This window comes from Aeromonas dhakensis (assembly GCF_002285935.1).
GTDB lineage: Bacteria > Pseudomonadota > Gammaproteobacteria > Enterobacterales > Aeromonadaceae > Aeromonas > Aeromonas dhakensis.
The window spans coordinates 26,446-45,903 of record NZ_CP023141.1; the positions used below are offsets into that span (position 1 = coordinate 26,446).

At 60.4% G+C, this 19,458-nt stretch carries 20 protein-coding genes; 5 read left to right on the top strand and 15 right to left on the bottom strand.

The features are described from left to right. Window positions 1-21 precede the first annotated feature (21 nt). The 10 genes from tolA to ruvA form a co-directional block, all read right to left on the bottom strand. Window positions 22-1,179, bottom strand: coding sequence for a cell envelope integrity protein TolA (gene tolA, locus CK627_RS00185; protein ID WP_017765796.1), 1,158 nt, complete (start codon window positions 1,177-1,179; stop codon window positions 22-24). A gap of 5 nt (window positions 1,180-1,184) precedes the next feature. Next, window positions 1,185-1,631, bottom strand: a complete 447-nt coding sequence (tolR, locus tag CK627_RS00190; RefSeq protein WP_005304918.1) for a protein TolR — start codon at window positions 1,629-1,631, stop codon at window positions 1,185-1,187. Further along, a complete protein-coding gene (tolQ, locus tag CK627_RS00195) occupies window positions 1,631-2,320 on the bottom strand; it encodes a protein TolQ (RefSeq protein WP_005304921.1) in 690 nt (229 codons plus the stop codon). Before tolQ ends, tolR begins: the two co-directional genes overlap by 1 nt. Then, window positions 2,310-2,717 (bottom strand): tol-pal system-associated acyl-CoA thioesterase, encoded by a 408-nt coding sequence (gene ybgC / locus CK627_RS00200; RefSeq protein ID WP_005304924.1) that lies wholly within the window; start codon window positions 2,715-2,717, stop codon window positions 2,310-2,312. The genes tolQ and ybgC overlap by 11 nt, the downstream gene beginning before the upstream one ends. 105 nt (window positions 2,718-2,822) lie before the next feature. Then, window positions 2,823-3,134 (bottom strand): cyd operon YbgE family protein, encoded by a 312-nt coding sequence (locus CK627_RS00205; protein WP_041203624.1) that lies wholly within the window; start codon window positions 3,132-3,134, stop codon window positions 2,823-2,825. Continuing rightward, a complete protein-coding gene (gene cydX, locus CK627_RS00210; RefSeq protein WP_005304933.1) occupies window positions 3,121-3,237 on the bottom strand; it encodes a cytochrome bd-I oxidase subunit CydX in 117 nt (38 codons plus the stop codon). Before cydX ends, CK627_RS00205 begins: the two co-directional genes overlap by 14 nt. 14 nt (window positions 3,238-3,251) lie before the next feature. Next, window positions 3,252-4,388: a cytochrome d ubiquinol oxidase subunit II gene (gene cydB, locus CK627_RS00215; RefSeq protein ID WP_005304945.1), complete on the bottom strand. Its 1,137-nt coding sequence runs from the start codon at window positions 4,386-4,388 to the stop codon at window positions 3,252-3,254. A 12-nt stretch (window positions 4,389-4,400) separates the two neighbouring features. Then, window positions 4,401-5,957, bottom strand: a complete 1,557-nt coding sequence (gene cydA / locus CK627_RS00220; RefSeq protein ID WP_043171420.1) for a cytochrome ubiquinol oxidase subunit I — start codon at window positions 5,955-5,957, stop codon at window positions 4,401-4,403. Window positions 5,958-6,891: 934 nt separating this feature from the next. Then, window positions 6,892-7,902: a Holliday junction branch migration DNA helicase RuvB gene (gene ruvB / locus CK627_RS00225; protein WP_005304949.1), complete on the bottom strand. Its 1,011-nt coding sequence runs from the start codon at window positions 7,900-7,902 to the stop codon at window positions 6,892-6,894. A gap of 8 nt (window positions 7,903-7,910) precedes the next feature. Next, window positions 7,911-8,525, bottom strand: a complete 615-nt coding sequence (gene ruvA, locus CK627_RS00230) for a Holliday junction branch migration protein RuvA (protein WP_043171421.1) — start codon at window positions 8,523-8,525, stop codon at window positions 7,911-7,913. 237 nt (window positions 8,526-8,762) lie between these two features. Here ruvA and CK627_RS00235 point away from each other — a divergent pair, with 237 nt between their 5' ends. Beyond that, complete coding sequence (locus tag CK627_RS00235) at window positions 8,763-10,772, top strand: methyl-accepting chemotaxis protein (RefSeq protein WP_095591425.1); 2,010 nt, start codon at window positions 8,763-8,765, stop codon at window positions 10,770-10,772. A gap of 135 nt (window positions 10,773-10,907) precedes the next feature. Continuing rightward, window positions 10,908-12,632 (top strand): proline--tRNA ligase, encoded by a 1,725-nt coding sequence (locus CK627_RS00240; RefSeq protein WP_043171423.1) that lies wholly within the window; start codon window positions 10,908-10,910, stop codon window positions 12,630-12,632. Between the two features lie 92 nt (window positions 12,633-12,724). Here the strand turns inward: CK627_RS00240 and CK627_RS00245 are convergent, their stop codons facing one another. The 3 genes from CK627_RS00245 to CK627_RS00255 form a co-directional block, all read right to left on the bottom strand. Beyond that, the gene (locus tag CK627_RS00245; RefSeq protein ID WP_095591426.1) at window positions 12,725-13,405 is read right to left on the bottom strand and encodes an SDR family oxidoreductase; all 681 of its coding nucleotides are present in this window, start codon (window positions 13,403-13,405) and stop codon (window positions 12,725-12,727) included. Between the two features lie 65 nt (window positions 13,406-13,470). Further along, window positions 13,471-14,100, bottom strand: a complete 630-nt coding sequence (locus CK627_RS00250) for a TIGR04219 family outer membrane beta-barrel protein (protein WP_010636188.1) — start codon at window positions 14,098-14,100, stop codon at window positions 13,471-13,473. Window positions 14,101-14,193: 93 nt separating this feature from the next. Beyond that, on the bottom strand, window positions 14,194-14,634 hold the full coding sequence (locus CK627_RS00255; protein ID WP_010636187.1) for a copper chaperone PCu(A)C: 441 nt from the start codon (window positions 14,632-14,634) through the stop codon (window positions 14,194-14,196). 89 nt (window positions 14,635-14,723) lie between these two features. On the opposite strand from CK627_RS00255, the gene CK627_RS00260 reads away from it, so the two are divergent. Continuing rightward, entirely contained in the window at window positions 14,724-15,473 is a 750-nt protein-coding gene (locus CK627_RS00260; RefSeq protein ID WP_026139216.1) for an enoyl-CoA hydratase-related protein, read from the top strand. Window positions 15,474-15,476: 3 nt separating this feature from the next. On the opposite strand, the gene CK627_RS00265 is transcribed toward CK627_RS00260, so the two are convergent. Continuing rightward, complete coding sequence (locus CK627_RS00265) at window positions 15,477-15,905, bottom strand: DUF2753 family protein (RefSeq protein ID WP_005304979.1); 429 nt, start codon at window positions 15,903-15,905, stop codon at window positions 15,477-15,479. A 291-nt stretch (window positions 15,906-16,196) separates the two neighbouring features. Here CK627_RS00265 and CK627_RS00270 point away from each other — a divergent pair, with 291 nt between their 5' ends. Further along, window positions 16,197-16,856, top strand: a complete 660-nt coding sequence (locus CK627_RS00270) for a CatB-related O-acetyltransferase (RefSeq protein ID WP_095591427.1) — start codon at window positions 16,197-16,199, stop codon at window positions 16,854-16,856. 41 nt (window positions 16,857-16,897) lie between these two features. Here CK627_RS00270 and CK627_RS00275 read toward each other — a convergent pair whose 3' ends face one another. Further along, a complete protein-coding gene (locus tag CK627_RS00275) occupies window positions 16,898-17,605 on the bottom strand; it encodes a ParB-like protein (RefSeq protein ID WP_095591428.1) in 708 nt (235 codons plus the stop codon). A 172-nt stretch (window positions 17,606-17,777) separates the two neighbouring features. Here CK627_RS00275 and CK627_RS00280 point away from each other — a divergent pair, with 172 nt between their 5' ends. Next, on the top strand, window positions 17,778-19,382 hold the full coding sequence (locus CK627_RS00280; protein WP_095591429.1) for a peptide ABC transporter substrate-binding protein: 1,605 nt from the start codon (window positions 17,778-17,780) through the stop codon (window positions 19,380-19,382). Window positions 19,383-19,458 lie beyond the last annotated feature (76 nt).

Here is a 19,458-nt window from a genome sequence, read left to right on the forward strand (position 1 = left end):
TCGATCCCCTCGCCATCAGTGCTAGATGTTAGGTTCCAGCTTGAGGTTGAACTCCTTCAACATCTCGAACGCCGCAGGATCCTTGGGTACCGGCAACTGATTGGCCTTCAGTACGGCTGCTTTGCCGGAACGACATACCGCCGGGTCACCCTGGCCGTTATCTACCGAGATGACAAAGCCAGTGCTCGCAAGACGTACGCCGATAGTACATGTTTTGCCCCGCATGGTGGGATCCAAAATCATATATCGCTCAACAGTCGCCTTGATAAGCGCCGCATATTTGTCGACTTCACCCTTGGCCGCCGCCGATGCCGCCTGACTGCGGGCATTGGCCTCAGCCGCCAGCTGCTGCTGCATCATGTCTTCCATCTCTTTTTGCAGCTTGGCCTCCTCGGCCGCTTTGCGCTTGCGTTCAGCCGCGATCTTGGCCTGCTTGTCGGCCTCTGCCTTGGCTTTCTTCTCTGCGTCAGCTTTTGCCTTCTTGGCCGCCTCTTCCTTGGCTTTCTTCTCGGCTTCAGCCTTGGCCTTCTGCTCGGCCTCCGCCTTGGCTTTCTTGTCCGCTTCTGCCTTCGCTTTTTTCTCGGCTTCGGCTTTGGCTTTCTTCTCGGCTTCCGCTTTCTTGGCCTTGGCCTCCTCAGCCTTGGCCTTCTCTTCGGCCTCTTTCTTCTCTTGTTCCTTTTTCTTCTTCAGCGCCAGCGCCTTGCTCTCTTCTTCCGCGGCCTTGCGCTCGGCCTCCGCCTTCTTGGCCTTCTGCTCTTCGAGCTTGCGGGCTTCCTCGGCTTTCTGGGCCTTCTCTTCCGCCTGCTTCTGCTCGGCCTGCTTCTTCTGCTTCTCTACTTCGGCCTTGCGGGTGGCCTCCTCGGCCTCCTTGCGCTTGGCCTCTGCAATCCGCAACCGTTCCTGCTGCTGGGCCAGCTCGCGCTTGGCAATGTCCGTGTCTTCCTTATCCTTCTCTTTCTCTACCTTCTGCGGCTTGGGCTGAGCCTTCTGCTGCTGGATCTGCTTGGCCTGCTCGTTGAGGAAGTTCTCGTCGAGCATGACGGCATTGACGATCTGCCCCTTCGACTCGGGTCGCTTCGGCTTGCTGAAGTCGAGCCCGACAAACAGGATGATGCCGATGATCAGGTGCAGCAGAAGCGACGCGATGAGATAACCGGAAATACCACGCTTCACATCCATCTCCGTCAGTTCACCGGATCTGTCATCAGGCCGACCTGAGGCACACCGGCTTTCTTGAGGGCCACCATCAGCAGGATCACCTCTTCGTAGCGCACCGACTTGTCACCGGCCACTACCACGGGGGCGTTCTGGTTGATGGCCAGGTAACCCATGGCCTTCTCGGTGATGTACTGCTGCATCGCCTCGGGCGTCCCGCTCGGCACAGGTTCGTCTTCGGCCTCACCGGCCTTGATGACGTACTCGCCTTCGGTATTGACGCTGACGATGAAGGGCGGCTTGGCATCTTCCGGCAACTGCTCGGATTCCGCCTGCGGCAGGTCAACCTTGACCCCTTGCGTGATCACGGGCGTCACCGCCATGAAGATGATAAGCAGCACCAGCATGACGTCGATATAGGGAACCACGTTGATCTCGGCCACCTTCTTGCGCCGGATCCGCTGATAGGTTTGCATTACTGATCACCCTGCTGCTGAGCAATTTGACGGTTCAGAATGGTGGTGAACTCGTCCATGAAGTTGGCGTAGGCGTTCTCCAGCCGCTCGACCTTGTTGGAGAAGCGGTTGTAGAAGATAACGGCCGGGATGGCGGCAAACAGACCCATGGCGGTGGCGATCAGCGCCTCCGCGATACCAGGGGCCACCATCTGCAGGGTTGCCTGCTGCACCTGACCCAGGGCGATAAAGGCGTTCATGATCCCCCAGACGGTACCAAACAGACCGATATAGGGGCTGATGGAGCCGATGGTCGCCAGGATCGGCAGGTTGGACTCGAGATCGTCCACCGCGCGGGAGAGGGAGACGCGCATGGCACGGTAGGTACCGTCCATCACCGCATCCTGACCACGGGCGCCGGCCTTGAGCAGACGGGCATACTCCTTGAAGCCGGAGTAGAAGATGTCTTCCATGCCTTCGATGTCGTCGCGGCGGGAAGAGGACTCCTGGTAGAGACGGTTGAGGTCGACTCCGGACCAGAATCTGTCTTCAAACTGCTCCGATGCGATATTGGCTGCCTTGATGGCCTTGGAGCGCTGGATGATCAGCGCCCAGGAGACGACCGACATGCCCATCAGGGTCATCATGACCAGTTTTACCAACAGGCTGGCTTGCCAAAACAGGCCAATAAACGAAATTTCAGCGTGCACTTAACAGCACTCCCTTCACATTTTCAGGTATTGCAACAGGTTTCATATGCGGATGACTGACACAGGCTATCTGTACCATGGCCTGGGTGATCAGTCGTCCATCAGCCGCCAGTATCCGTTGTGAGAAGCGCATGGAGGCGCGTTTCACTTCGGTCACTTGCGTCAATACAGTCAAAAGCTCATTAAAACGGGCCGCCGAGCGGAAATCGATCTCTGTTCGACTCACCACAAACGCGTACCCGGCGCCCAGCAGGACATCCTGTTCGATGCCGCCAGCACGCAGGAACTCGGTGCGAGCACGTTCCATAAACTTGAGATAATTGGCGTTGTAGACGATGCCCCCGGCATCGGTGTCTTCGTAGTAGACACGCACCGGAAACTCAGAGACTTCCCCCATAACAATCTGTGATCCATACGACAGTCAGATGGGGGGCTATCATAGCGCAGGGCTGAATAGGAAAGAAGCAGGGGGAAGCAGGGAAATCCTGCCTCCCCCCGTTTTTTATGAAAGGAAATAGCCTTGGGTCAGCCAGAGCCCGTACAACAAACTGGGCAAGGCGAGCCAGGGGAAAAACAGCACGCGACCGACGAGGCTGCGGGGATGGAATCCCAGCCCGTGCATGACCCCGCAACAGACCGCCCACATCAGCCAGGGCGCCAGCCAGAGGCCGTGTTCGCTGGTGTTGGCGGCCACCAGATTGGGGGCCTGTAAAATAGCGACGGCCAACAGGGCCGCCGCTACCAGCATCAACCCCTGCCAGGGTTGGCGCTCCAGGGGAGCGGCCAACCGGGCGAGTCGATCACTTGTTCTCATCGATCTGGCGATCCATGTTCTCGGTGTGTTCCAGCCACAGCGCATTGATGATGCCGAATGCACAAGCCAGCAGCAGACCCAGGATCCAGGTGAAATACCACATATCAGGGCACCTTCTTAGTAGAGCGATTGTTGGTTGTCTTCGATGTGCTTGCTGGTCACCCGGCCGAACATCTTGATGTAGGTCCACAGGGTATAACCCAGCACAATCGGTACGAAGATGGCGGCCGCTACCGTCATCACCCGCAGGGTGTTGAGAGAAGCGGTGGCATCCCACATGGTCAGGCTCAGTGACGGCTCAAGGCTTGAGGGCATCACGAACGGGAACATGGAGAAGCCGGCAGTCAGGATCACGCCGGCAATCGCCAGGGAGGAGCAGGTGAACGCCAGCCAGCCCTTGTTCAGCTTGGCAAACAGCGACGTCAGCAGGCTCATCGCCAGACCCAGCACGGGTGCCGCAACCATCCAGGGATAGAGGCTGTAGTTGTTCATCCAGGCACCGGCCTGACGCACCACTTCCTTGTTCATCGGATTGGAGACGGCATCGGTCGCGGCGGCCTTGACCACCACATAGCCTTCCATGCCGCTGACCCAGAAACCGGCCAGTGCGAACAGCACCAGGGTCACCAGCGAGCAGATCATGGCGGCGGTGCGGGAGCGGGCCAGCACTTCACCGTCGGTCTTCATCATCAGCCAGGTAGCGCCCTGGGTGACCAGCATGAACAGGCTCACCAGACCGGCCAGCAGGCCGAACGGATTGAGCAGACCGAAGAAGTTGCCGTGATAGGTCAGCATCATGAACTGGTTGAAGTCGAACGGCACGCCCTGCAGCAGGTTGCCGAACGCCACGCCAAACACGATGGGCGGTACCGCGCTACCGACGAACAGCGCCCAGTCCCAGTTGCTGCGCCACTTGGCATCTTCACGCAGGGAACGGTACTTGAAACCGACCGGGCGGAAGAACAGGGCCATCAGGGTCAGGATCATGGCGATGTAGAAGCCGGAGAAGGCTGCCGCATACACCATGGGCCAGGCTGCAAACAGGGCACCACCGGCGGTCACCAGCCAGACCTGGTTCCCTTCCCAGTGCGGGCCCATGGTGTTGAGCATCACCCGACGCTCAACATCTTTCTTGCCGACGAAGGGGAGCAGTGCGCCCACCCCCATATCGAAGCCGTCGGTGATGGCGAAGCCAATCAGCAGGACGCCGACCAGCACCCACCAGACCAGGCGCAACATTTCGTAATCAAACATGGGTTGCTCTCCTTATGCCTTGCTCTGTTCGAAGTGGTACTTGCCGGTCTTCAGGCTGCTTGGGCCCAGACGCGCGTACTTGAACATCAGGTACATCTCGATGATCAGCAGTACGGTGTAGAACAGGCAGATCCCGATAAGGGAGAACCAGATCTCGGAGGCCGGCACGTTGGAGGCCGAGACCGAAGTCGGCAACACTTCGGCGATGGTCCAGGGCTGACGACCGTATTCCGCGACGAACCAGCCACACTCGATGGCGATCCAGGGCAGCGGGATGCCGTACAGCAGCGCCTTGAGCAACCACTTGCGCTCGCCGATCTTGTGACGGGTACTGTCATAGAAGGCCAGGCCGATCAGCACCAGCATCAGCATGCCGCAGGCAACCATGATGCGGAAGGCGAAGAACAGCGGCAGCACTTGCGGGATGGAGTCATCCACGGCGGCCTTGATCTGCTCGTCGGTGGCATCGGTCACGTTGGAGGTATAACGCTTGAGCAGCAGACCGTAACCCAGGTCCTGCTTCACTTCGTCGAAGCGGGCGCGGGTATCGTCAGACTTGTCGCCGGACTGCAGCTTGGTCAGCAGCTCGTAGGCGTTCATGCCGTTGCGCACACGCAGCTCGTGCTCGCTCTTCAGATCCTTGAGACCGGTCACCTGGCCGTCCAGCGAACGGGTGGCGATGATGCCAAGGGCATAAGGGATCTTGATGGCGTAGTCGGTGCGCATCTCTTCCTGGTTCGGGATGCCGAACAGGGTAAAGGAGGCAGGCGCAGGCTCGGTGTTCCACTCAGCCTCGATGGCCGCCAGTTTCACCTTCTGCACTTCACCTGTCTCGTAGCCGGACTCGTCACCGAGGATCAGCACGGAGAGGATGGACGCCATGCCGAACGCGGCCGCGATGGCGAAAGAGCGACGGGCGAAGGCCACGTCACGATGCTTGAGCAGGTAGTAGGAAGAGATGCCCAGTACGAACATGGCGCCTGTGGTATAGCCTGCCGCCACTGTGTGGACGAACTTCACCTGGGCAACCGGGTTGAACACCAGATCGGCGAAGCTCACCATCTCCATGCGCATGGTTTCGAAGTTGAACTCGGCACCGACCGGGTTCTGCATCCAGCCGTTGGCAACCAGGATCCAGAGCGCGGAGAGGTTGGTCCCGAGCGCCATCAACCAGGTCGCAGCCAGGTGCTGACGCTTGGAGAGCCGATCCCAGCCGAAGAAGAACATACCGACGAAGGTGGATTCCAGGAAGAATGCCATCAGACCTTCGATGGCCAGCGGGGCCCCAAAGATATCGCCGACATAGTGGGAGTAGTAGGCCCAGTTGGTACCAAACTGGAACTCCATGGTCAGCCCTGTGGTGACCCCGAGGGCAAAGTTGATACCAAACAACTTGCCCCAGAACTTGGTCATGTCCCGGTAGACAGGGTTGTTGGTCATCACATAGACAGACTCCATGATCGCCAGAATGAAGGCCATTCCGAGCGTCAAGGGCACAAACAGGAAGTGATAAAGGGCCGTCGCAGCGAATTGGAACCGCGATAGGTCTACCACATGCTCAGCAATCATGATGTTTCCTCACCGATTATTGGCACGGCTATTTTAAGTTTTAAGACAAAGCTTCCGTTGGAAGTCCCCGAATTATCGGTCATGTTCCAGTTTTGCACTGACGACCGGATTCGACTGCCACCACATTAACAACAAGGCAATAATAGGGAACAAAAAAAGCTAATGTTTAACAATTGCAAAACAATCAAGCTTGCTTTATTCCCGCCCATAATGACCTGAGTTTTATATCACCTTTATTTGATTGAAATCAATGTAAAACCACCATCAATACATGCCTTTCAAAGGCATTTTCACGACCCTTTCCATTTATTTTAGAGAGCTGGGTCACAAAAAAATAAAAATCGCAAATCATTGATTTAAATCAACTTTAATCTTGAAGCAAATAAGTAATGCTTCTGTTAAAAAACAACTCTCAAGGGTGTTTTCATCATGTTTCCCTCGCTTGTCCCCAGCCAGAATAAAACTAATTAAAAACCAATAAAAACGCATATCCATGCTAATTCGACAAGACCATCAAATGATTAGTTAATCTAATCTGAGATGGGTAATTTTTCTTGTTTGTCCGAGTCCGACAGAGCTCCTACAATGCGCCTCGCAGTGAGGGCATACCCTTGGATACAGGCCGGTCAATCTGGGTTCCCGGTACGTATTCGATGAACATTTCGAACCTGTCTATTGGAATTAAAGATGAAAAAGTTTGTTGCTAAAACCATCCGTTACTACAAGCTTTCGTTCGTTCAGCTCTATCAAATGAACCGACTCTGAGGCCTCGCGACGGCTCATTCCGTTTTTTACCGGTCTGTCTCCAGACGCACTCACTGTCTGTGAACATCCATCCTGAATTGTCTTTGCCCACCGCATCCGCAGTGGGCTTTTTTTGCCCGGATAACAAAAAACCGCCCTTGAAGGCGGTTTTTTGTTCAATCAGCTGTTTTTACCCTTCATCTGGCCGTTGCAGGCCAAAATGCGCATAAGCTCTTGGTGTCGCGATCCGCCCTCTGGGTGTACGTTGCAGGAAGCCCTGCTGGATCAGATAGGGTTCGAGCACATCTTCGATGGTGTCCTTCTCCTCGCCGATGGCCGCAGCCAGGTTGTCGAGCCCCACCGGCCCCCCCAGAAACTTGTCTATGACAGCCAACAATAGCTTGCGGTCCATGAAGTCGAACCCTTCGTTATCCACGTCCAGCATGTCCATGGCTCGGGCCGCTATGGGTCCGTCAATCCGGCCGTCGGATTTCACCTGGGCAAAATCCCGTACCCGGCGCAACAAACGGTTAGCAATTCGCGGCGTCCCGCGCGAGCGACGCGCCACCTCCAGCGCGCCGTCTTCCGTCATGTCGAGCCCGAGGCAGCGGGCGCTGCGGGCGACGATGTCGGTCAGATCCCTGACGTTGTAGAACTCGAGGCGCTGCACGATACCGAAGCGATCCCGCAGCGGGCTGGTGAGAGAGCCGGCCCGGGTCGTCGCGCCGATCAGGGTGAAGGGGGGCAGGTCGAGCTTGATGGAGCGCGCCGCCGGCCCCTCCCCGATCATGATGTCGAGCTGGTAATCCTCCATCGCCGGGTAGAGCACCTCCTCCACCACAGGGCTGAGGCGGTGGATCTCGTCGATGAACAGCACGTCGTTCGGCTCGAGGTTGGTGAGCAGCGCCGCCAGATCGCCGGCCTTCTCCAGCACGGGGCCGGAGGTGGTCTTGATGTTGACCCCCATCTCGTTGGCCACTATGTTGGCGAGCGTGGTCTTGCCAAGCCCGGGCGGGCCGAAGATCAACAGGTGATCGAGCGCCTCGCCGCGCTGGCGCGCCGCCGCGATGAAGATCTCCATCTGTTCGCAGACCGGATCCTGGCCGGTGTAATCGGCCAGCAGCTTGGGCCGGATGGCCCGATCGATGACTTCTTCCTCACGCCCGCCAGCGGCGGAAATGAGGCGATCCGCTTCAATCATTCTCTACCTCACACCAGGCTGCGCAGCGCTTCACGGATGATATCTTCCACCGACATGCCATCCACCGCCACCTTGCTGACGATCTGGCTGGCCTGCTGCGGCTTGTAACCGAGTGCTACCAGCGCACTGGCGGCCTCTTCGCTCGAATCCGGCGCCCACAGGGCACTCTCCTTCGCGGGCAGGGTGATCTCGGCCGGCGAGAAGAGATCGTGGCTGACCCACCCCTTGAGCCTGTCCTTCATCTCCACCACCAGCCGCTCGGCAGTCTTCTTGCCAACCCCTGGCAACTTGACCAGGGAGCTTATCTCCTCGCGCTCGACACTCAGCACGAACTGGGTGGCGGTCATGCCGGAGAGGATGGCCAGCGCCAGCTTGGGGCCGACCCCGTTGGTCTTGATCAACTCGCGAAACAGCGCCCGCTCCTGCTTGTGATTGAAGCCGTACAGCAGTTGGGCGTCTTCCCGCACCACGAAATGGGTGTGAATGACCGCTTCCTTGCCGATCTCGGGCAGATCATAGAAGCAGCTCATGGGCATGTGCACCTCATAGCCCACGCCCCCGACCTCCAGCAATACCTCGGGGGGTTGTTTCTCAATGACTACGCCTCTCAAGCGACCAATCACGGCTCTCTCCTCGCCAAACCAGCTATCTGTAAATTGGTTCATAGCATAAAGAATAACTGGATAAGTATCCAGCATAGGGCGGCGGGACCACAGCGGATTTTCGGCACATTCGTGCGTTCCAAGCCATGCTTGGATCCGAGCCGGGCAACAACTTTATTTTCCATCTGGCATGGCATTTTGTTGCCACTGATAAAACACTAAATTGGGTTTGTTTGGAGCCAAGGAAGGTCCTTAATCATGAAAATCGTCACCACATCGAACCTGGGGCTGGCCATTCTGCTCAGCTGCACGCTGGGCATGGGCGTCGTCGGCTGGTATGGCAGCCAGCGGCTGGCGGATCTGCTCTCCTATGTGCTGGGTGCCGCCTGGCAGACTGCAGACGGCGCCATGGAGGGCTCCATCGAGCTCGGCAACCAGTCGCTCTACATCCAGAAGATGCTCAGAGGCATGTCCCTCAACGAGCAGGAGCTGCAGCAGGCCAGAACCGCCACCGCCGACGCCATGCGCCGGGTGGGCGAAGGTCGGCTCATCGATGACGCCGCCATCAACACCATGAACCAGCAGCATCAGGTCTACCAGCAGCAGCAGGAACAGCTGCTGGCGCTCTACCAGACGTTTACCCGCCTCGATCAGGCGCTGCGCGCCAGCTCTGAACGCATGTCCCGCCTCTCGACCCAGCTCGAGGTGGTGGGTGATGGCGCGGTCGAGAGCCTCACCCAGTCACCGGATCAGGCCATCAGCTGGAATGGCGGCCTGGCAACCCGCTGGCACGCGGCCGATGGCGGCATGGAGGCCAATATAGGCTTCCTGCGTCAGCTCTATGCGTTGGAGAAGATGCAGAGCGAAGGGCTCACCCCCGCCATCCAGAGCGAGATGGAGGAGGCGACCCGCTTCTACCGGGAGGCGGTCGACGCCATGCTGGCCAGCGGACTGTTTGATGTGCCCGCTGAGGGGGAGTTTGCCGGCCAGTCGCTGGCAACCCAGTATCGGGCGCTGGAAACCGAGGTTCAGCAATTGATGGTGCAGTGGATGGCAGCCCTTGGCGAATATCAACGCCAGCTGACCAGCTATGAGCGCAGCGCCGATCAGCTCAAGAAATTGCTGGTCGACGTGGAGGCAAAGGGCGATGCCACGGTCGAGGATCAGGTGGGTCAGCTCAACACCATCATCAACCATACCAAGAGTCTGATCCTGGGCGGCCTGCTGTTCAGCCTGCTGATCGTGACCCTGTGCGGCTTCTGGCTGGTGCGCGCCATCGTGCGGCCCCTGCTGCAAGTCAATCGGCGCATGCAGGACATCGCAGCCGGTGAAGGGGATCTCAACGCCCGCATCAACCTCAGGCGTGACGACGAAATCGGCTCGCTGGCCGGCAGCGTGGATCGCTTCATCGAGAAGCTGCAGAAGATGATCAGCTCCACCATGGACAACAATCAGCACATCAGCGAGCACGTGCACACCTCGGTCAACCGGGTTCAGGCCATCAGCCAGAGCAGCCGCCAGACGGCCGAACATGCCCAGGCGCTGCACCATGACAGCGAGCAGATGGTGCAGGTGGCCACCACCATCTCGGACAACTGCAGCCTGGCGGCGCAAAATGCCAACGAGGTGCGCCAGCTCACCACCGAGAGCAGTCAGTATGTCTCCTCCGCCAGCGCTGGCATGCAGCGGGTGGTGATGGAGGTGGGCGAATGCGCCACCGCCATCAACGCCCTCAAGGAGCAGGCCAGCCAGATAGGCCAGATCATCTCCACCATCAGCGGCATTTCCGAGCAGACCAATCTGCTGGCGCTCAACGCCGCCATCGAGGCCGCCCGGGCCGGCGAGATGGGCCGCGGCTTTGCGGTGGTGGCCGACGAAGTGCGCACCCTGGCCAATCGCACCGCCTCCTCCAGCGCCGAGATCAACGAGGTGATCAACAGCATCCAGCAGCAGACCGAAACCGCCTACCTGATGATGCAGCGCAACCTGAAGACGGTGGAGTCGGGCATGGCGGATTCCGACAACACCAAGCAGATCCTGTTCAAGGTGGAGGGCGCCATCGACCACCTGGCGGACATGGTACAGCAGGTGGCGGACGCCACCGGCCAGCTCTCCCATACCCTGAGCCACACCTCGGACAAGGTCTCCGGCATCAGCCAGCAGGCCCAGACTGGCGAGCAGGAGGCGCAGGAGTGTCTGCAACTGGCCTCCTCTCTCCATCAGGCCAGCCTGCTGCAACAGCGGTTGCTGTCGCAATTTCGGGTCTAACCGCAGCGGGGGCGACGCCCCCGCTTTCTCCCATCGTACGAATTTAGCCCTTGGGCCGCAGGGCCCGTCCTGTTAAAATTCCGCTCTTGAAATTATCCAGGGCCCCGCCGCCCGTCTTAGCTAAGGTCTACCGCGATGCGTACCAGCCAATATCTGCTTTCCACTCTCAAGGAAACCCCGTCCGACGCCGAGATCATCAGCCATCAGCTGATGCTGCGCGCCGGCATGATCCGCAAACTGGCCTCCGGCATGTATGCCTGGCTGCCGTCCGGTCTGCGGGTTCTGAAAAAAATCGAGAACATTGTTCGCGAAGAGATGAACAATGCTGGTGCCATCGAAGTCTCCATGCCGGTGGTGCAACCCGCCGAGCTGTGGCAGGAGTCCGGCCGCTGGGATGACTACGGTCCCGAGCTGTGCCGTCTGACCGACCGTCACAACCGTCCCTTCGTGCTGGGCCCGACCCACGAAGAGGTGATCACCGCGCTGATCCGTTACGAAGTGAACAGCTACAAGCAACTGCCGCTGAATCTGTACCAGATCCAGACCAAGTTCCGCGACGAAGTTCGTCCCCGTTTCGGCGTGATGCGTGGCCGCGAGTTCCTGATGAAGGACGCCTACTCCTTTCACATCGACAAGGCCTCCCTGGTCGATACCTACGAGAAGATGCACGCAGCCTACTGCAAAGCGTTCACCCGCATGGGTCTGAACTTCCGTCCGGTGCAGGCCGATACCGGCTCCATCGGTGGTACCGGCTCCCACGAATTCCAGGTGCTGGCCGAGAGCGGTGAAGACCTGATCGCCTTCTCCGACAGCTCCGATTACGCCGCCAACATCGAGATGGCCGAGGCGCTGGCGCCGGCTGGCGAGCGCGCCGCTGCCACCGCAGCCCTGACCAAGGTCGCGACACCGAACGTCCACACCATCGACGAAGTGGCCGCCTTCCTGAGCGTGGCCCCGAGCGCCATCGCCAAGACCCTGCTGGTGCTGGGCGAAGCGGACGAGCACGGCAACCAGGCCGTCATCGCACTGGTGCTGCGTGGCGACCACGAGCTGAACGAAATCAAGGCCGAGAAGCTGCCGGGTGTCGCCAACCCGCTGACCTTCGCCAACGACGAGCAGATCAAGGCCGCCGCCGGCTGTGATGCTGGCTCCATCGGCCCGGTCGGCTTTGCCGGTCGCATCATCGCCGATCGCAGCGCCGCCCACCTGGCTGACTTCGTCTGTGGCGCCAACGAGACCGGCTTCCACCTGACCGGTGCCAACTGGGATCGCGACATCGCCACTTTTGAGGTTGCCGACCTGCGCAACGTGGTGGAAGGCGACCCGAGCCCGTGCGGCCAGGGCAAGCTGCTGCTCAAACGCGGCATCGAAGTGGGCCACATCTTCCAGCTGGGTACCAAGTACTCCGAAGCCATGAAGGCGAGCGTGCTGAACGAAGGCGGCAAGTCCGTCACCATGGAGATGGGTTGCTACGGCATCGGGGTCTCCCGCCTGGTGGCGGCCGCCATCGAGCAGAACAACGACCAGTACGGCATCATCTGGCCGGACGCCATCGCCCCGTTCGAAGTGGCCATCGTGCCGATGAACATGCACAAGTCCGTGCGCGTCGCCGAGCTGGCCGAGCAGTTCTACGCCGAGCTGAAGGCCGCCGGTGTCGACGTGCTGTTCGACGACCGTAAAGAGCGTCCGGGCGTGATGTTCGCCGACATGGAGCTGCTGGGCGTGCCGCACGGCATCGTCATCGGTGAGCGCGGCATGGACAACGGCGTGGTGGAGTACAAGTGCCGCCGCACCGGCGAGAAGCAGGAAGTGGCCATCAGCGACATCGTCGCCATGCTCAAGGCCAAGCTGGGCCGTTAATCCCGCCCCTTGCAGGTATAAAAAAGCGCGCCGATGGCGCGCTTTTTGTTTCTGTCTTCTGACGATGGCAACCGGATGATGGCGGCTTTTTGTCAGAAATTGCGGCCGATAAAGAGATCGGTCACGTGGCAACTGCTTCTGGCTTCCAGTGCATCCAGCATGTAGGCAGCGGCATCTTCCGGGGTCATGAAGCCGCTGCTGTCCACGTGATCCGAGTTGTCCCAGAATTCACTGCGGATCCCGCTCGGATAGAGGTTCACCAGCCGCAGCGGCGAGCCTTTCAGCTCGGCCCGCAAGGATTCGAGAAAGCCGCGCATCCCCCATTTGGAGGCGCAGTAGAGACTCTCGTTGGCCTTGCCCACCTGGGCGGCGGAAGAGAGCACATTGGCCAGCACCCCGCCCTTGTCGCCGATGAGGCGCACCGTCTGCTGGGCCACCAGAATGGTGGAGATGAGGTTGCTCTCCACCACCCGGCGGATCTGCTCGGCGGTATAGACGCCGACCGGGCCGAATTCGCCCACGCCGGCGCAATGCAGCACCAGCTCGGGCAGGCCGCCCCACTCCACCGCGGCGGCAAAGGCGACATCCACTTCCTCGTGGTGCGCCAGATCGGCGGCAATGCCGATCACCGCCTTGCCGAGCAAGGCCTCCTGCTCCTGCAGCTTCTGATAACGACGCCCCATCATGGAAACCTGATGGCCCCGTTCAACCAGACCTATGGTCAAGGCGCGGCCCAAGCCGGACCCCGCCCCCGTCACTATGATATGACCCATGTTCGTTCCTCGCCGGATGCCGTCATCGGGATGATGAGGGCATCGTCACCAGAGATTGCCGGAATTTAGAAGGTGAATTCGCCGCCGATGAACCAGCCGTCTACCCGCTGGTCAACGCGATCGAAGTCCATGCTCGCATCACGCCAGCCGGCGCGCACCTTGAGCGGTACGGTCGCGAACTTGTAGGAGCCACCCAGACGGTAGTCGTAGTTGTCGGCATCCTGCACGCGAGCATCGCCGAAGGCGGCAAAGCCGGTACCCGGGATGCGCAGTTCGGCGCCGGTGTAGGCCATCAGCACGTCCTTGTCATAGGAGTAGTGCTGGGTGTTGAAATCGCCATCGTAGCGACGACCGGTCAGACCCAGATCGATCTGGAACAGATCGTTGTTGAACAGGCGATAGTAGAGGCTCAGGTCATAGGCCATCAGATCGTTGTTGAGGGCGCCGCCGCTGGTGCCGAAATCGGAGATCTCGAACTTGGCGTTGGGCAGCAGGATGATACCGTGCTCCAGTTGCAGGTAGCCGCTCCAGTTGTAGTTCTCGTCGTAGCTGCCGTTGGCCCCGACACCGTTGATCTGGCCGCTGCCCTGGGCATTCCATACATCGGCACCGGCGGCAAAACGCCAGTCATCGGCAGCCATGGCAGCCTGGCTGAACAGGGCCAGCACACAACCGGCAATCAAGGTCTTCTTCATCACGTTACTCTCTTGTTGGACTGGAAAGGCCATCATTTTACCCAGAGCGACGGGAATACACAGTGTAAAAAGCTGAACAAGCGTCCATTAATGTCAGTGCTGCATGCCCGCCATGGGTTCAACCGGCTTCACCGGCAGGCTCAGCTCCAGCTGCTGGCCATCATCCATCGTCAGCGTCAGCGGGAAAGGGGTGCCCTGGGAGAGCTCGCGCACCTCGAACAGCATGATGTGGAAACTGCCGGGCTTGAGCGCCACTTCACCCTTGGCCGGCACCTCTATGCTCTCGACCTGGCGCATCCTCATCACGCCGTTCTCGTGCAGATGAGTGTGCAGCTCGGCACGGCCCACCTCGGGCGAGGCGGCGGCCACCAGCTTGACCGGCTGATCGGCATCGTTCTTCAGCACCAGGAAGGCGGCGGTATTGGGCGAGCCCGGCGGCAGCAGGCGCACATAACCGTCGACGGCCTCGACCTTGGCCAAGGCGGGAGCGGCCAGTCCCAGGGCCAGCAGGGAATAGAACGCACGTTTAAACATGGTTGAAATCCTTTTATGATGTTGTTAAACGCAACAAAGCTTACCGCAGCGGTAAGCCTTTGACAGCCAGCAATAACAAGGATTTAGACATGGACCCCATTATCATTGCCGAGCAGCAGGATGGCTTGCTCACCTTGACCCTCAATCGCCCCGACAAGCGCAACGCCCTCAATACCGCCATGTATCGTGCGCTCACCGAGGCATTGCGGCAAGCGACGGCGGATGACGCCATCCATGCCCTGCTCATTCAGGGACAGCCAGACTGCTTCACCGCCGGCAATGATCTGGCAGACTTCATGGGCAAGACGGGACTGGATCCCGACGACCCCATCCTGCAATTTCTGCATACCCTGGCCGACTTCCCCAAACCGGTGATCGCCGCGGTCGGCGGCGCCGCGGTCGGCATCGGCACTACCCTGCTGCTGCACTGCGATCTGGTCTATCTGGCCGACAATGCCCGTCTGCAACTGCCCTTCGTCGAGCTGGGGCTGGTGCCGGAGTTTGCCTCAAGCCTGCTGCTGCCGCGCAGCGTGGGTCACCTGAAGGCAGCGGAGCTGTTGCTGCTGGCCGAAGCCATCGATGCCGACGAGGCGCTGCGGCTCGGACTCGCCAACCGGGTGCTGACGGCCGAAGCCCTGCTCCCCTTTGCCAGGGAGCAGGGTCTGAAGCTGGCAGCCAAGGCGCCGAAAGCGCTGCAAAAGAGCAAGGCGCTGCTCAAACAGGAGCTCAGGCAGGCGGTGCACTTCGTCATCGATCTGGAGGCGCGCGCCTTCTCCCTCGCCCTGCAGGGGGAAGAGGCGCAGACGCGGATCGCCCAGCGCCTCAAGGGCCGTAAATGATCCTCAGTTGAGGCGAAAACGGCCGATCAGCTCGCAGCCCTGCACCTGATCCTGCAACTGGATCAGACGGGCGATATCGGGATTGGGGTGGCGCTTGAGGAAAGAGAGCAGCGCCGCCCGGCAGCAGCCCAGTTCACTGATGAGGGATTCACACTCCCGGTTCGGACACTGGGGCACCAGCGCAGTGACCAGCTCGGAGGCCAGCTTGAGGTAGCGCAGCTCGTAGGCCGGCTCCTCCATGGCGCGCCAGAAATCGGCCAGCCGGTGGCAGGTTGCCACCCGCATGCTGGCCAGTTCATCCAGATCGCCGTCACTCAGTTCATACACCTCGGCGAGGGCCTGTTGATAGAGGCAGATGGCGGTGCCGAGCGCGCCGGCGCCCAGCGCATTTTCAGCCTCCAGCATGTAACGCTGCCAGATTTGATGGGTCATGCCGATCTCCCAGGTCGATGGGTGGGACTTTTATCATGCCCAGTTGAGAATGAATATCAACCCGATATTTTGTGCAGGTTTTGACCAGCTGGCTGGTGCACTGCTTGGCTCCCGCCCCGGCATGGCTTACCATGGGAGCTCCCCCTTCAGGATCCCTCTTCCCATGCTGCGACCCCGTTTACCCCAGGCGCTGGGCTGCTCGACCCTGTGCGTGCCCCGCCTGCTGGTCTGGATCTATTAGCTGCACTCCTCGCGTCATCCACCCCTATCCATTTGAACGAGGAAACAGCCATGAAACCCTGCCAACACTGGTCGCAGGTCGAATACCTGCATCTGACGGTGAGCAACCCCAACATCCATCTCAAGGGACGGCACAGCTACTACTCCGGCGCCTGGGACGGCCCCTTTGAAGAGCATGCCGTGCGCTATCTGCACGGCGACCGTTTCAGCCGCAGCCCGGAGACCGGCTGGGAGCCGCTCTGGCACATCGATCAGCTCCACATCGGCGACTATGTGCAAATAGCCGCCGGGGTGAAGATCATCATGGGGGGCAACCAGACCCACAACACGGCCTTCATCAGCACCTATCCGTTTTCAGATGTGGAGGCGCTCCGGCGCAGCTACCGCCCGGCCGGCGACACCCGCATCGGCAACGATGTCTGGCTCGGCATGGACGCCATGATCATGCCGGGGGTCACCATCGGCGACGGCGCCATCATAGCGGCACGTGCCCTGGTCAATCAGGATGTGCCGCCCTATGCCATGGTGGCCGGTACGCCGGCCAAGGTTATCAGGATGCGCTTTGCTGAGGACGAGATTGCCCGTTTGCAGGCGCTGGCCTGGTGGGAGTGGCCAGATGAACAGGTGCAGGCCCTGCTGCCACTGATCCAACAAGGCGAGGTGGCACTGCTGGAACAGGCTGCCGCCCGCTGGGGCGAGACCCGATCATGATGCAGCGGGGGGCCATGGCCCCCCCGCTTTCATCCTGTCGCTCAGTTGTCGCTATCGGGCGGATTGACCCGGCACTGCTTGCCGGGGTAGCCGGGCAGATCGGCCGCCTTGTTGCTGCACGCCAGTCGCTTGGCCTGATAGAGGCGAGCCGCCAGGTTGGCGCTGTCGATCGGCAGCCAGTCCATCTGCCGGCCAAGCCAGCTGGCCCAGGCGAACTCGACAAAATAGACCTGCTCCCGCTTGTCAAAATAGCCCGCATCCTGCAGCAACCCGGCCAGGGTGCGATAGGGATAGTCGGGTAGCAAGTCGATGCGGCTCGGCAACTGTTCCGGCGTGAGGGGCTGCCCCTGCTCATCCCTGAGCCAGGCCCAATGGTTGCCCTGCATCTGACTCCAGAAGCTGGCCTTGTCCTGCAGCCTGGCGATCACCTTGACCCGAACCTGCTTCACCCCGAGTTGCCACAGCGCCTTGGTCAGATGGTGCCTGTCCACCAGCCAGTAGCCGCCATCGGGCGCGATGACGATGGGGATCTCTTTCTTTTTCATCACCTTGTCGAGCTGTTTTGCGCTCTTGCCCGTCAGCTCGGCCTGGGTGTTGTCGACCTGGATCTGGCCCACGCCCCCCTGGGTGGGGTGCAGCGCGGCGATGTTTGCCTCGCACCAGCTGCCGACCTGGCTCTGCCGCTCGCACGGCGCCAGCGCCCAGGCCCCCTGACTGATGGCCAGGGCCAACAGGATCCATGCTCTCATTGCTCACTCCTCTGCCCGAATGGCGGGTCAAATAAGATGCCGGGGAGTCTCCTCATCCAAGGGACTCATACTGGCGGTCTGACCAGCAAACGGGATATCATGATTTCCCGTCTGTCGGCGACCACTTATCGCCGAGTTTTCTCCCCGCTTCACACTATTTGAAGGATTAACCATGAAAGGATGGAGTCTCCTGCTGGCCCTGCTGGGCAGTGCCTGTGTCCAGGCTGCCGATGTTCCGCCCGGCACCCAGCTCGCCGTCGAGCAGGCCGTCGTGCGTCATCTGAAAGACGAGCCGGCGAGCCTGAGTCCGCTCAAGCTGGTCGGCCTGCCCGAGCTGCAGGTGCTGCGGGATCTCTACGAGGGGCTGCTGACCCAGGGGCCGGACGGCAAGGTGCTGCCCGGGGTGGCCGCCAGCTGGGACAACCAGGGCAATCAGCGCTTCACCTTCCATCTGCGCCCAGACGCCCGCTGGTCGAACGGCGATCCCGTACAGGCCGCCGACTTCGTCTACGGCTGGCGCAAACTGGTCGATCCCAAAGAGGCCGCCACCTTTGCCTGGTTCGCCCAGCTGGCCCGCTTCGACAAGGTGGACGACATAGTGGCCGGCAAGCTCCCCCCCGAGGAACTCGGTGTGAAGGCCCTCGACCAGCATACCCTGCAGGTGACCCTCTCCCAGCCGGTGCCCTACTTCCTGAGCCTGCTGACCCACCCCAGCCTGTCACCGCTGCATCGTGCCAGCATGGAGCAATACGGCAACCAGTGGACCCAGCCCGGCAAGCTGGTCGGCAACGGCGCCTTCGTGCTCAGTCACCGGGTGGTGAACGAGAAGCTGGAGCTGACCCCCAACCCCTACTACTGGGATCGCGCCCATACCGTGCTGACCAGGGTCACCTTCGTGCCCATCAACCAGGAGAGTGCGGCCACCAACCGCTACCTGGCCGGTGACCTGCACATCACCGAGTCCTTCCCCAAGGAGCAGTATCACAAGCTGATGCAGCAGATCCCGGGCGAGGTCTATACCCCGGATCAGCTCGGCACCTACTACTACGCCTTCAACACCCAGCGCGCCCCCCTCAACGATGTGCGGGTGCGCAAGGCGCTCTCCTACACCATCGATCGGGGCCTCATCGCCAACAAGATCCTGGGTACGGGTGAGAAACCGGCCTATCACTTCACCCCGGACGTGGTCGCCGGCTTCGAGCCCAAGGCCAACCTGCTCTCCAGCAGCAGCCAGCAGGTCCTCGACGACAAGGCCAGAGCCCTGCTCAAGGAGGCGGGCTACGGCCCGGCCAACCCGCTCAAGCTGACCCTGCTCTACAACACGGCCGAGGTGCACAAGAAGATGGCGCTGGCCATCGCCAACCTGTGGAAGCAGAAGCTGGGAGCCCAGGTCGAACTCACCAACCAGGAGTGGAAGAGCTATCTCGACAGCCGTCAGAGCGGCCAGTTCGAAGTGATCCGCTCCTCATGGGTGGCCGATTACAACGATCCATCTGCCTTCCTCGGCCTGTGGGGCTCCCACCACAGCGGCAACATGGCCCGCTTCGCCAACGCCGGCTACGATGCCCTGCTGGCCAAGGCGGCCAACAGTCAGGATCCCCGTGAACGGGCCCGCCTGTTCGATGAGGCCGAGGCCGTACTGCTGGAGGAGGCGCCGATCGCCCCCATCTATCAGTACACCAACGCCCGGCTGATAAAGCCCTGGCTCAAGGGTTACCCCATCAACAATCCGGAAGACGTGGCCTACAGCCGCCAGCTCTACCTGGTCAAGCACTGATCCTGCCCGGGGCCGGCCATGCCGGCCCCGATCTTCTGCCATCGCCCTCTGTTCATGCTCAAGTTTTCGGCATAAA

What these genes read in the sequence shown, in the direction of transcription:
- tolA (WP_017765796.1), bottom strand. Translation starts at nt 1,179, where the DNA reads ATGGATGTGAAGCGTGGTATTTCCGGTTATCTCATCGCGTCGCTTCTG.
- tolR (WP_005304918.1), bottom strand. Translation starts at nt 1,631, where the DNA reads ATGCAAACCTATCAGCGGATCCGGCGCAAGAAGGTGGCCGAGATCAAC.
- ybgC (WP_005304924.1), bottom strand. Translation starts at nt 2,717, where the DNA reads ATGGGGGAAGTCTCTGAGTTTCCGGTGCGTGTCTACTACGAAGACACC.
- CK627_RS00205 (WP_041203624.1), bottom strand. Translation starts at nt 3,134, where the DNA reads ATGAGAACAAGTGATCGACTCGCCCGGTTGGCCGCTCCCCTGGAGCGC.
- cydX (WP_005304933.1), bottom strand. Translation starts at nt 3,237, where the DNA reads ATGTGGTATTTCACCTGGATCCTGGGTCTGCTGCTGGCTTGTGCATTC.
- cydB (WP_005304945.1), bottom strand. Translation starts at nt 4,388, where the DNA reads ATGTTTGATTACGAAATGTTGCGCCTGGTCTGGTGGGTGCTGGTCGGC.
- cydA (WP_043171420.1), bottom strand. Translation starts at nt 5,957, where the DNA reads ATGATTGCTGAGCATGTGGTAGACCTATCGCGGTTCCAATTCGCTGCG.
- ruvB (WP_005304949.1), bottom strand. Translation starts at nt 7,902, where the DNA reads ATGATTGAAGCGGATCGCCTCATTTCCGCCGCTGGCGGGCGTGAGGAA.
- CK627_RS00235 (WP_095591425.1), top strand. Translation starts at nt 8,763, where the DNA reads ATGAAAATCGTCACCACATCGAACCTGGGGCTGGCCATTCTGCTCAGC.
- CK627_RS00240 (WP_043171423.1), top strand. Translation starts at nt 10,908, where the DNA reads ATGCGTACCAGCCAATATCTGCTTTCCACTCTCAAGGAAACCCCGTCC.
- CK627_RS00245 (WP_095591426.1), bottom strand. Translation starts at nt 13,405, where the DNA reads ATGGGTCATATCATAGTGACGGGGGCGGGGTCCGGCTTGGGCCGCGCC.
- CK627_RS00250 (WP_010636188.1), bottom strand. Translation starts at nt 14,100, where the DNA reads ATGAAGAAGACCTTGATTGCCGGTTGTGTGCTGGCCCTGTTCAGCCAG.
- CK627_RS00255 (WP_010636187.1), bottom strand. Translation starts at nt 14,634, where the DNA reads ATGTTTAAACGTGCGTTCTATTCCCTGCTGGCCCTGGGACTGGCCGCT.
- CK627_RS00260 (WP_026139216.1), top strand. Translation starts at nt 14,724, where the DNA reads ATGGACCCCATTATCATTGCCGAGCAGCAGGATGGCTTGCTCACCTTG.
- CK627_RS00265 (WP_005304979.1), bottom strand. Translation starts at nt 15,905, where the DNA reads ATGACCCATCAAATCTGGCAGCGTTACATGCTGGAGGCTGAAAATGCG.
- CK627_RS00270 (WP_095591427.1), top strand. Translation starts at nt 16,197, where the DNA reads ATGAAACCCTGCCAACACTGGTCGCAGGTCGAATACCTGCATCTGACG.
- CK627_RS00275 (WP_095591428.1), bottom strand. Translation starts at nt 17,605, where the DNA reads ATGAGAGCATGGATCCTGTTGGCCCTGGCCATCAGTCAGGGGGCCTGG.
- CK627_RS00280 (WP_095591429.1), top strand. Translation starts at nt 17,778, where the DNA reads ATGAAAGGATGGAGTCTCCTGCTGGCCCTGCTGGGCAGTGCCTGTGTC.